The following is a 12,262-nucleotide window of genomic DNA, read 5'->3' on the forward strand; positions in this document are numbered from 1 at the left end:
TGATTATTGATAAGCTAAGTTGCTATCCATTATAACACTTGCAGTACGGCTTCTTGGTTTAAGCGTGATTTAGGTAAGTTGAGGTTATAATCCTCTTCATTGTGGTGATAACCAATAGCTAACGCCACATCACAAACATAACCACCTAACTCTTGAGCAAACATTTCGCTGATCATTTCACTGTCTATACCTTCCATTGTGGTGGAGTCAATACCAAGGCGTGCCAGAGTATGTAGTGTGTTACCGAGTGCCAAATAGGTTTGCGCTTTAGTCCAAGTCGCATTATTGCCAATTTCGTCGGTATTTAAATCTACAAATGCAAATGCACCGAAGGCTTGCTCTCGTTGTTGTTCAGTGCTGCGTTTTGCGGCAATATCCTGGTCAATTACTCTGCCATAATCTTCACGCTTATATTGCGGGTTATGGGCAAATAAAATGATATGCGAAGCAGCTTTAATATGTGGCTGATTAAATTGAAACTTGTTGGCAAAAGTATCATGCAGTCGCTGTTTAGCTTGGTCACTTTCAATGATAATAAACTTCCATGGCTGCGAGTTAATTGAAGAAGCAGATAAACGCATGGCTTGATAAATTACTTCGAGATCCTGTGCTGATACACGTTTGCATGGATCATATCTTTTTGCGGTATAACGTTTTTCTAAATCAGCAATAATAGGGTGTGTCATGTTTGTTCTCCAATTAATCAAAGGCAGCCACGCAAGTAGCAGCTAATTAGCACTTTAAGTTAAGCGATTTTAGTCATTTCACTTAAGGTAAACTCTGCAACAGCCCCTTCAGTCGCTGCCATGTAATCTGCCAGGTGTTGGTTCGCCATATGTGCTTGCCATAACTCACGTGATATCCAGCTTTCATAAAAAGTAAAGTGTCCAGGGTTTTCATTATCTTGGTGTAAGTCGTATTGCAGGCAACCCTGCTCAGCGCGAGTAATATCAATCAGTTTTAATAACTCCGCTTTTACTAGCTCAATTTTGTCATTGTTAGCAGTAATATTGGCAACGATAGTTAATGTAGTCATGAAAATATCCTTTAAATGTGTGTTTATGTTGATGCAAAGAATAATAGCGCTTGTTTTTATTTTCATAAACAGGGTAATATTTGAAACATTATCAAAAAATATTTGAATATAATGTTATTAGAAGACTTACAAGTTATATTAAAAGTAGCGGAGTTTCGCAGTATTACTGCCGCGGCCGAGAATTTAGATATGCGCACAGCTACCGCCAGTGTGGCGGTTAAACGGGTGGAGAAGGCTTTAGGTATTGAGCTGTTTATTCGTACGACGCGACAGCTGCGTCTTTCTAGCGCGGGCGAACGATATATTCCGCAATGTCAGCAGGCCCTGCTGATGTTAAATAATGCCAAGCGCGATATGCAAGATGAGCTGGATATTGTTGATGGTGAATTACGCATTGCCGTGTCATCGGATCTCGGGCGCAATATGGTGTTACCTTGGTTGGATGAATTTATGGAAAAGTATCCCAAGGTCAGTTTAAGGGTGAGTATTAGTGACACTAATATCGATTTTTACCGTGATGCGGTGGACATTGCATTACGTTATGGCTCACCAACGGATGCAAGCCTTTATGGTTTTAAGGTTTGTGATGTACCTGGTGTATTGTGCGCCAGTCCCTCTTATCTGGAAAAACATGGTACTCCAAAACACCCCAATGAGTTAGTTACACATAATGGGCTTTTCTATCAGATGTACGAGGTTGTTTATGATCACTGGCAATTCTCGAAAAATAACGCAGATTTTAAAATCAAAATGAGCAGCAACCGCATTGCTAATGATGCTGATTTAGTCAGGCGCTGGTGTGTGGCGGGCCATGGTTTAGCGGCTAAGTCTTGTTTAGATATGTCGTCAGATCTGTTATCAGGAAAACTAGTGAATGTGCTGCCAGACTTTAAACCGCGTCCCACGGAGTTATGGTTGGTTTGTCCAAGTAAGCAATCAATTACCCCTGCGGTACGTTTGCTGCGAGATATGTTTAGAGAAAAGTGTAAGCAGATTTTAGAGCAGCTTGTGAATAAGGGTATTTTAGATAAAAACACATAGCACTTTGACTAAAATTGCATATTACCATCCATGCCGATCACCTAATAACATTCATGCCGAGCACTTTTGGCTTAAATAATATTGAGTGAACGACTGAAATGTTATGAAAACAACAACTTTGAACATCCAAACTATTCAGCAAACTTAACAAAAAGAAAGGATTCCCTTCCATTTTTATTGTGATGAATAAATGCCTTAGCAAGGAAAATCATGGGGCGAATTGAACGGTAGTTCAGGCTTATGAGCGGGCTAAGCTCCGCGTGCCCTTCTTTTTCCTAATCTCAGTCAGTACATGGATGTACTGTCTGAGATGGTGCGTTAAAAAGCGGTTGATCAGCGCGAGAATAAAAAAAGGCAAACGTAATTGTTTGCCTATATTAGCTATGGCCTAAACCTACAACAAAAGTTATTCCACAGTGACACTTTTTGCTAAGTTTCGTGGTTGATCTACATCGGTACCTTTTATCAAAGCCACATAGTAGCTAAGCAGTTGTAGTGGGATGGTGTAAATAATCGGAGCCAGTAAAGGATCGCATGTTGGCACTTCCAATACTTTCATGGTTTTATCGCTGTGGAAATTGGCATTTTTATCTGCAAACACATACATCAGCCCACCACGGGCACGCACCTCCTCAACATTGGATTTTAGCTTTTCAACCAATTCGTTATCAGGGGCTACCACTATCACAGGCATATCGGCATCGACCAACGCCAGCGGGCCGTGTTTTAGTTCACCAGCAGCATAAGCTTCGGCATGGATATAAGAGATCTCTTTAAGTTTAAGTGCTCCCTCCATGGCTATCGGGTATTGATCGCCACGTCCTAAAAACAGGCTGTGGTGTTTGTCGGCAAAATCTTCAGCGAGATCTTGAATAGCTTTATCCATACCTAACGCTTGCTCTATCTTGGCTGGTAAGCTTTGTAGCGCTGCAACAATTTCAGCTTCCCCTTGCGCGTTTAACGCATTATGACGACCAATAGCCGCAACTAACATCATTAAACCGGCAAGCTGTACAGTAAAGGCTTTGGTTGATGCAACGCCAATTTCAGCCCCCGCTTTCATCATATAGGCCATATCGGATTCACGCACCAGTGAAGAACCGGGCACATTACAGATGGTAAGACTGGTCATATAGCCACTCTCTTTAGCGAGACGCAAAGCGGCCAGGGTATCGGCAGTTTCACCGGACTGAGAGATAGTAACCAGTAAGCTGTTAGGCATCACTATCGATTTACGGTAGCGAAATTCCGAGGCTATCTCAACATTACAAGAGACCCCCGCTAGTGATTCAAACCAGTAACGCGCAGTCATCGCAGAGTGATAGCTGGTACCACAAGCGATAATCTGCACATGTTTAACATCTTTTAGAAGTTGTGCCGCGCCTTCACCAAAGGCATTATCTTCAACTTTACCATGGGCAATGCGACCTTCAATGGTACGCTGCAGTGCTACAGGTTGCTCATATATCTCTTTAAGCATGTAATGTTTATATTGGCCTTTATCACCCGCATCATGACTGACTTCGGACTCGCTAACTTCTCGCTCAACGCTATTGCCATCGATATCATAGATATTGACAGCTTTGCGGGTAATTTCGGCTACATCACCCTCTTCTAAAAAGGCAAAACGGCGGGTTACCGGCAGTAGCGCCAGCTGATCCGAGGCTACAAAATGCTCACCAAGTCCATAGCCTATTACTAGCGGGCTACCTGAGCGGGCAACGATCATACGCTGCGGATCGCGTTTATCAATAACTACCGTACCGTACGCCCCTTCCAGCTGTTTAACTGTTTTTTGTACCGCTTTAAGTAACGATATTTCTGTTTTCAGGTGCAGATGTACCAGATGAGTAATGACTTCGGTATCTGTATCTGAGCTGAATTGGTAACCTTGTGCCTGCAGCTGGGTGCGCAATTCTGCATGGTTTTCGATAATGCCATTATGCACAACGGCAATGGTGTCATTAGAAATATGCGGATGAGCATTGGCTTCATTGGGTTCACCATGCGTTGCCCATCGGGTATGCGCTATACCAGTTCCACCTGAAACAGGCTGCTCGGCAACGGCATTTGCCAGTGATTTCACTTTACCGACTCGGCGAAGACTCTGTAGTTCACCTGATTCGGAGATGACCGCCAGACCTGCTGAATCATAACCACGATATTCCAGACGCTGTAACCCTTCCAGTAAAATTTCAGCTACATCTCTTTGCGCTACTGCGCCAACGATTCCACACATATTATTGCCTATATTATTTAATATAAAGATTAGTTTGAATAAGGTGCCAAGATAACCTGAACACCCTGTTTAGTTATTTTCTCTGCATCCTCTGCAGGTAATTTATCATCGCTTATCAACACCGAAATTTGCTGCCAGGGCAATTCTAAATTGGGAATTCGTCGCCCGAATTTATCAGAATCAACCATCACAATAACCTCACGCGAAACCTCCGCCATGACTTTACTTAAACCGGTAAGCTCGTTAAACGTGGTCGAGCCGCGTTCAAGATCAATACCATCAGCCCCGATAAACAGCTGGTCAAAGTCATAAGATCGTAAAACCTGCTCTGCAACTTGTCCTTGAAAAGACTCTGAATGAGGATCCCAGGTACCGCCGGTCATCAGCAATGTCGGTTCGTTTTCTAATTCATGGATTGCATTGGCGAGCTGTAGTGAATTGGTCATAACTAATAAACCACGTTTATCATTAAGCTCCTGAATCAGCCCCGATGTGGTACTGCCACTATCAATAATAATGCGATTATGATCGCGAATCAGTTTGGCAGCAGCTTGGGCAATATTTTGTTTATTGTGCGAGATGTTTTCAGCAGTCGTTTGTATTAGCTCTTGCGGTACACAAACAGCACCACCATAACGGCGTAATAACAGGCCATTTTTTTCTAACGCAGTTAAATCTTTACGGATCGTCACTTCTGAGGTTGCAAAACGACTTGCTAATTGGTCCACGCTCACTTCACCCTGCTCATTTAATAAACTAAGAATAGTGTGACGACGTTGTTGACTGTTTCGTTTCTGCATTAACATTTCGCTTTTGTTTCGATTGAAACTTATAGTAACAAAGCGAAATAAAAACACAACCTTTGTTGACATTTTCCGATAAAAACATCTACTTTTCATCATGAAATTAGATATATGCCATTACTGGAGGTTCGAATAGTCGTATTAGCTATCGTCGAGAAGCTCAGCAATATCATTGCTTTTTACGCGAACGCTGGGAATGATAGCTTTTGATGCAAAAAGATATATTACTTGTGCACCAATAGTTGGAATTAAACATTCACTTATTGCATGTAACTGTTTAAAGTTAGACAGGGTAGTGGTTTTCTCTGTTTATATCATTTGGAATAGTCGATGTTACATTTTAGTCAGTTATTATTATTGCTTTGGAAGTTGTCCACTATCTATACCATCCCAATTATCATACTGTTATATATCACACTGATGAATTCATATTCTGGCGATTTTACTTTTCAGCAATTAGACCAAGGAAAAAACATACATAAATGGGGGGTTTTAGCTATTTACCTAAGCTATTTACTACTTTGGAATCGCTGCAATAAAACCGTTGTTTCTTACTTAAAAAAATTAGAGTACTAATGTTTTCTCTTACAAATGAAACGCTTTTATTGAGCTCTCTAGTGCCCTTTTTTGCAATTATTACTCTCTCGCTTTACTGCTATTTTAGTCTGAAAAAATCAAATAATGAGCTCAATTTAAAACTCAAATTAAGCGAACAGGAACTGCATTTTCAAACAGGGCTTAATCAGGAAAAAAATGAGCAACTGCAGGAAAAACAACTTTTTATCGATTCATTACAACTGCAAACCAGCAAACTGACAATACGGTTACGAGAATCGGAAGTGCGCTTGCTGGCCGGTGAACAGCGCCTGCGCGATCAACAGCTTAGTGAAGAGAAGCTAAGTGACCAGTTTGAATTACTGTCACAACGTATTTTCAACGATAAATCCGCACAGTTTAAAGCGCTCAATCAAGACAGTCTTAACCAGCTTCTAAATCCATTAAAAATGCAGTTAGAAGGATTTAAACGACAGGTAAGCGATTGTTATCTTAATGAAAGCAAGGAACGTTACAACTTACAAAATGAAGTGGCTAAACTGGCAAAGCTCAATGAGTTAATGCAACAGGAGACCAGTAACCTCACCAACGCATTAAAGGGTGACAATAAACAACAAGGCAATTGGGGTGAGGTGGTTTTACAGCGCATTTTAGAATCATCCGGCCTGCGTGAAGGACATGAATACCAAACACAAATAAGTTTTAAAAATGAAAATGGACAACGCCTGCAACCCGATGTAATTGTTAATTTACCGCAAAACAAAAATATTATTATCGATTCAAAAGTGTCATTAGTGGCTTACGAACGTTTTTTTAATGCCGACGATTCGCAAGCTCAAAAAGAAGCGTTACAAGCGCATATCCTCTCTGTTCGTCAGCATATTAAAGGCTTGGGTAAAAAAGATTATCAGAAGTTAATTGGCACAAACAGCCTTGATTATGTACTGTTATTTGTTGCCGTTGAGCCCGCATTTATTACCGCTGTTGAACATGATCCTGAGCTTGTTAAGTTGGCGCTGGATAATAATATCCTGCTTGCCAGCCCGACCAATCTAATGATTGCACTGCGCACCATTGAAAACTTATGGCGCTTTGAACAGCAGGAGCACAATGGACGTTTAATTGCCAATCAGGCGGGTAAGTTATACGACAAGCTGCGTCTGTTTAGCCAGAATATGCTCGATCTGGGCTCACAATTGGGTAAAGCACAAAGCACTTATGACCATGCACTAAAACAGTTAAGCCAGGGACGAGGTAATATTATCCAACAGGCGGAAAGCTTAAAAGGGATGGGTATACCGATCAAACAGCCGTTACCCGATACCCTGGTTGAGCGCTCAAATCTGCTAGCGGAAACTAGCGACGCCAAAAATGACGAGTAAACATCACAACAACTGTAAGTATTTCCAAGCGCCCCATCAACATACAGATAGATAACACCCATTTTGAAATATCGGGAAAATGTGCAAAATTACCCGATGGGCCAATCGAAGGCGCAAGCCCGGGTCCAACGTTAGAAACAGCGGTTATCGCTGCGCTAAGTGCAACCATAGCTGTTGAGCCAAATAAAGTTAACAGCAGGGTGGCAACAATAATAGTAGCCAGATATGCCAAAACAAAGGCGATCAGAGATCGTAAAATATCATCACTGACGGTGCGGTTATTATATTTTTGCGGGAAGATGCCATGCGGGTGCATCAGTAACATAAGCTGACGTCTTAACAGGCTCAAGGCAATTTGAAAGCGGAATATTTTAATCCCACCCGCTGTCGAGCCTGAACAAGCGCCAAAAAAGAACAGGCCGAAGAAGACCATCACACTGAAATCACCCCAAGTGATAAAATCATCCAAACCAAATCCAGTTGTTGTCACCACCGAAATAACATTAAACAGGCTTAACCTTACTGCATCAGATAATGAAAACTGCCCGCTTAATGTTAAATAAGCAGTTAAACCGATTGCACAAAACAACACTAATTTAATAAACCCTAAGACCTGAGCATCATTAAGCAGGTATAAAATATTACGGTGACTGAATGCGCGAATAAAGAGCAAAAATGGCAAGCCACCGAGAAACATAAAGATAATGGCATTCCAGTGAGCGCTGTGTGAAAAGTTACCCATCGAGCTATCTGATGTTGAATAACCGCCCGTTGAGATAGTGGTCATAGCATGGTTTAACGCATCAAAGCCTCCCATTCCTGAAAAGCGATAACCAATAAAACAGCAGGTCGTTAAAATAAGATAAACCAGCAGGATATCAATTGCCACACGACGTGTTTTGGACTCCGCTTTATCAGACCAATCGGAAGATTCAGTTTGGAAGAGACGCATACCACCGACATTTAAAAATGGTAAAATGGCCACGCCCATTACGATAAACCCCACCCCTCCTAGCCACTGCAAAATAGAGCGCCATAATAAAATACTCGGGTGCATGCTATCTAAACCATGTAAAACCGTACTACCGGTAGTAGTAATGCCCGACATGGTTTCAAAAAAGGCATCGCTGTAACTGATATGTTCAATTAACACAAAGGGTAAAGCGGCAAACAAACTGGCTAAGACCCAAACGCCTGTGGTTAATAAAAACATCTCACGCACACCCAAGCGGGAGCGGTTTTCTTCACCGCCTAAAAGCAGAAAAAAGAAAGAGGCCAAGTGAGTAATTACGATCGCCGATAAAAACTCAACACCGCCTAAGCTATCATTATAAAATGCCAAGGCCATCGGAAAATACATAAATACTGCCATTTTTGACAGCACCAAACCTGTAATAAAAAAGAGCGGGCGATATACCATAGGAGCAAATCTGCGTTATAAAAAGAATGGGCTGGGTTGAAATAGTTTTTCGATATCGCTGATATATTTTTTATTCACCAGGAATAAAATAACGTGATCGTCTGTTTCAACCACAGTATTATCATGTGCGATTAATACCTGGTTATTGCGAACAATTGCGCCAATGCTGGTACCGCGTGGCAATTTAAGCTGACACAGCTCTTTACCAACCACTTTAGAGGTCATGCTATCACCTCGCGCGACGATTTCTATCGCTTCAGCAACACCTTCTCGTAATGAGTAAACATGTTTTAAATCAGCTTTACGCACATGCGTTAATAACGCTGAAATGGTTGCCTGCTGTGGCGAGATAGCAATATCTAAAATATTGCCCTGCACAAGATCAACATAGGCATTACGCTGGATTAATACCATCGCCTTACGTGCGCCCATCCGTTTTGCTAACATCGCGGACATAATATTTGCTTCGTCATCATTGGTAACGGTAATAAACAGATCAATTTGATCAATATGCTCTTCTGCAAGCAACTCCTGATCCGATGAATCACCACAAAACACTATGGTATTAGATAGGTTTTCAGACAGGTACTCTGCGCGTTTTAAATTCTTTTCGATAAGTTTAACGGAGTTTTCTTTCTCAAGACGTTTCGCTAAACTTTCACCGATATAGCCACCGCCAACAATCATAATGCGCTTATATGGCTGCTCAAGTTTTTGCATCTCACTCATTATTGCGCGGATATGCTGCCTGGCAGTAATAAAAAACACCTCATCATCCGCTTCGATAATCGTAGTGCCTTGTGGTCTTATCGCTTTGCCTCTTCTGAAAATAGCAGCAACCCGAGCGTCGATATTTGGCATATGCTCTTTTAATGTCGAAATCGCATTACCAACCAGTGAACCGCCATAATAAGCTTTAATTGCCACCAGTCCCACTCTACCGCCAGCAAAGTTAGCAACTTGCAATGCACCGGGGTGTTCAATTAACTGCATAATATAATCACTGACCAGTTTTTCTGGAGCAATAATATGATCGATCGGAAACGCGTTGCTGTTAAATAGCTCTTTTTCATGCATAACAACACTTTGCGAACGAATACGGGCTATTTTTTTAGGCACATTAAACAGGGTAAAGGCGATTTGGCAGGCAACCATATTTACTTCATCGGAGTTAGTGACCGCAATCAGCATATCCGCATCGTCAGCCCCCGCTTCACCTAAGGTTCTGGGACTAGAAGCACTGCCCTGCACAACACGCAGATCAAAACGGTCCTGCAGCTCTTGTAAGCGCTCACTAGATAAATCAACAACGGTAATATCGTTATTTTCACCAACCAGATTTTCAGCCAGTGATGCGCCTACCTGTCCAGCACCTAAAATAATAATTTTCATGCGACTTCATTATCCATCTGTGATTTTATCGTAAAATTTAAACGCGGTTTATAGCTATTGCATTAAAGAAATAGCTATTCAGAGCCTATGCCGAGTGCAATTTATTATAACGACTTTTGCAGCTTCGCATAATAAAAGCCGTCCATTCCTGCTTCATTGGGCAATAACTGACGCCCTTTCTCTTGACTATTATATTGAGCTGAAAGCGGAATTAATGAGGCATCGCTTCTGTTTTGCAAAAAGCTTTTGATTTGTAAGTCATTTTCATCCGGCAAAATAGAGCATGTTGCATAAAGTAAAATTCCACCGGGTTTTAATTTATCCCATAACGCATTTAAGATGCTTTTTTGTAAAGTAACCAGCTCCGCGATATCACTGTCACGGCGTAACCAGCGAATATCTGGGTGACGGCGAATAACCCCAGTGGCGCTACACGGAGCATCACAAAGAATTCTGTCAAATAACTCGCCACTCCACCAGCTATCTGGTTTAGAAGCATCACCATGAATTACCGTTGCAGATAGCTGGAGACGATCTAAATTCTCCTGCACTCGGAGCAGACGCTTTTGATCGGCATCAACAGCAACCATCTGTTTGATTTCCGGCTGTAACTCTAAAGTATGTACCGTTTTTCCGCCAGGCGCAGAACATGCGTCTAAAATCAACTCACCAGGTTGTGCATCTAAATAATGAGCGGCTAATTGAGCAGCGCCATCCTGCACAGAAACCCAACCCTGCTCAAAACCAGGAAGTTTATAAACATCTGTGGCTTTTTCTAAACGTAAGGCGTTATTATTTTCTGCATCTTGTGCACTGAAGCTGTTTAATTCAGCTTCATTTAATAAAGCCTGATACTCGTCACGACTATGATGAAGGACATTAACCCGCAACCACATAGGTGCCTGCTGATTATTTTCATCCATAATTTTAGCTGCAAGATCAGAACCATAAGCTGCCTGCAAGCGTTTAACTAACCAGCCCGGGTGACAATAAACCAGTGTATCTTGTTTATCGGCTTTTTCGATTAAATCTGCCTGCTCACGTAAAAAACTACGTAAAACGCCATTTACCATCCCTTTTAGGGCGGGTTTTTTAAGTGCTTTAGCACCATTAACCGTTTCCCCTACAGCCGCATGGCTAGGAATACGGGTGTAAAGAAGCTGATAAAAACCCACTAAAATCAGGAAGTGCATTGCACGTTGTTTTCCTTTTAATGGCTTTTTCATCAATGAACGGCAGAAAAAATCCAAACGAGGTAATGTACGCAAAACCCCGTAACAAAAAACTTGTAATAATGCTTTATCTTTCGCAGAGAGATCCTGCTGAGCGGCTGGGAGTGCCTGTGATAATGATTGCCCCTGCTCAACGACCTGATTTAATACTTTGGCGGCTAATGCTCTAACATTCATCTAAATTAACCTTGTTGTTGTAAGTTAGTACCCAACGCAAACAGTTCACGGCGAGAGTTTAAAATATCTTGTACAGACATCGCTTTTTTACCGGCAAGCTGGATAACATCAAGGTTCAATACCCCTTTACCCGTTACAACTTGAATCCCTTTTTTATCGGCACTGATAATAGTGCCAACCTCTTCTTCGCTAGTGATAGCAAGTAAACTTGCTTGATGCACTTTTACCGCTTTGCCTGACAGCATAAAATAACTCATCGGCCATGGATTAAAGGCGCGAATACAACGTTCGATAAACGCCCCCTCGCTTGACCAATCAATTAATGCTTCAGCTTTGCTGAGCTTTTTGGCGTAATTAGCTAAACCTTCATCTTGAACTTCAGCCTTTAATTCACCTTTAACTAATTGCTTAATCGTATCAACTAAGGCCAAAGGTGCCTGTTGTGCGAGTTTTTCATAAAGCGAGGCGCTGGTTTCATCACTGGCGATAGGGCAGCTCACTTTACTAAGCATGTCACCCGTATCTAAACCTTCATTCATCTGCATTATGGTTACACCAGTGTCGCTATCTCCTGCCCAAATAGCGCGTTGAATTGGAGCCGCACCACGCCAGCGGGGTAATAATGAACCGTGCACATTTAAACAGCCCAAACGGGGCGTTTCTAATACGACTTTGGGCAAAATCAAGCCATATGCAACAACAATCATAATATCGGCATTTAAAGCGGCAAGCTGCTCAACACTGCCTGCTTCTTTGAAATTCTCAGGCTGATAAACGGGAATGTTTTGTGCTACAGCAACCTCTTTAACGGCACTTGCTGTTAATTTTTTTCCTCGTCCGGCAGGGCGATCCGGCTGCGTATAAACAGCAACCACATTAAATTCAGATTCAAGCAGAACAGAGAGGTGTTTGGCTGCAAAATCAGGTGTGCCGGCAAAAACGATATTTAATTTATCCACAAGTAGCCTTAGTTATAGATGGAGGT

The 12,262-nt window shown here is 41.9% G+C and carries 11 protein-coding genes; 3 read left to right on the forward strand and 8 right to left on the reverse strand.

The genetic code is table 11. From position 1 onward, the window contains the following. Positions 1-29: 29 nt before the first annotated feature. On the reverse strand, positions 30-686 hold the full coding sequence (locus AC4GME_RS06015) for an NAD(P)H-dependent oxidoreductase (RefSeq protein ID WP_490375891.1): 657 nt from the start codon (positions 684-686) through the stop codon (positions 30-32). A 59-nt stretch (positions 687-745) separates the two neighbouring features. After that, a complete protein-coding gene (locus AC4GME_RS06020) occupies positions 746-1,036 on the reverse strand; it encodes a putative quinol monooxygenase (protein WP_490375917.1) in 291 nt (96 codons plus the stop codon). 111 nt (positions 1,037-1,147) lie between these two features. On the opposite strand from AC4GME_RS06020, the gene AC4GME_RS06025 reads away from it, so the two are divergent. Next, the gene (locus tag AC4GME_RS06025) at positions 1,148-2,077 is read left to right on the forward strand and encodes a LysR family transcriptional regulator (protein ID WP_490375783.1); all 930 of its coding nucleotides are present in this window, start codon (positions 1,148-1,150) and stop codon (positions 2,075-2,077) included. 406 nt (positions 2,078-2,483) lie between these two features. Here AC4GME_RS06025 and glmS read toward each other — a convergent pair whose 3' ends face one another. Next, positions 2,484-4,316 (reverse strand): glutamine--fructose-6-phosphate transaminase (isomerizing), encoded by a 1,833-nt coding sequence (glmS, locus tag AC4GME_RS06030; RefSeq protein WP_490375749.1) that lies wholly within the window; start codon positions 4,314-4,316, stop codon positions 2,484-2,486. A gap of 29 nt (positions 4,317-4,345) precedes the next feature. Beyond that, positions 4,346-5,116, reverse strand: a complete 771-nt coding sequence (locus AC4GME_RS06035) for a DeoR/GlpR family DNA-binding transcription regulator (protein WP_490375750.1) — start codon at positions 5,114-5,116, stop codon at positions 4,346-4,348. A gap of 333 nt (positions 5,117-5,449) precedes the next feature. Between AC4GME_RS06035 and AC4GME_RS06040 the strand changes: the two genes are divergently transcribed. Then, positions 5,450-5,695, forward strand: coding sequence for a hypothetical protein (locus AC4GME_RS06040; RefSeq protein ID WP_490375751.1), 246 nt, complete (start codon positions 5,450-5,452; stop codon positions 5,693-5,695). Further along, positions 5,695-7,056 carry a DNA recombination protein RmuC gene (gene rmuC / locus AC4GME_RS06045; protein WP_490375752.1) on the forward strand — a complete coding sequence of 454 codons (1,362 nt, stop codon included), beginning with the start codon at positions 5,695-5,697 and terminating at the stop codon, positions 7,054-7,056. Before AC4GME_RS06040 ends, rmuC begins: the two co-directional genes overlap by 1 nt. Here rmuC and AC4GME_RS06050 read toward each other — a convergent pair. From AC4GME_RS06050 to fmt, 4 genes are all read right to left on the reverse strand, one after another. After that, positions 7,031-8,476, reverse strand: coding sequence for a TrkH family potassium uptake protein (locus AC4GME_RS06050; RefSeq protein ID WP_490375753.1), 1,446 nt, complete (start codon positions 8,474-8,476; stop codon positions 7,031-7,033). The two genes, rmuC and AC4GME_RS06050, sit on opposite strands and share 26 nt — an antisense overlap. Before the next feature lie 15 nt (positions 8,477-8,491). Next, the gene (trkA, locus tag AC4GME_RS06055) at positions 8,492-9,868 is read right to left on the reverse strand and encodes a Trk system potassium transporter TrkA (protein WP_490375754.1); all 1,377 of its coding nucleotides are present in this window, start codon (positions 9,866-9,868) and stop codon (positions 8,492-8,494) included. 104 nt (positions 9,869-9,972) lie between these two features. Continuing rightward, entirely contained in the window at positions 9,973-11,277 is a 1,305-nt protein-coding gene (gene rsmB / locus AC4GME_RS06060; protein WP_490375755.1) for a 16S rRNA (cytosine(967)-C(5))-methyltransferase RsmB, read from the reverse strand. Positions 11,278-11,282: 5 nt separating this feature from the next. Continuing rightward, complete coding sequence (fmt, locus tag AC4GME_RS06065; RefSeq protein WP_490375756.1) at positions 11,283-12,236, reverse strand: methionyl-tRNA formyltransferase; 954 nt, start codon at positions 12,234-12,236, stop codon at positions 11,283-11,285. Positions 12,237-12,262 lie beyond the last annotated feature (26 nt).

Source organism: Psychromonas sp., from assembly GCF_983033635.1.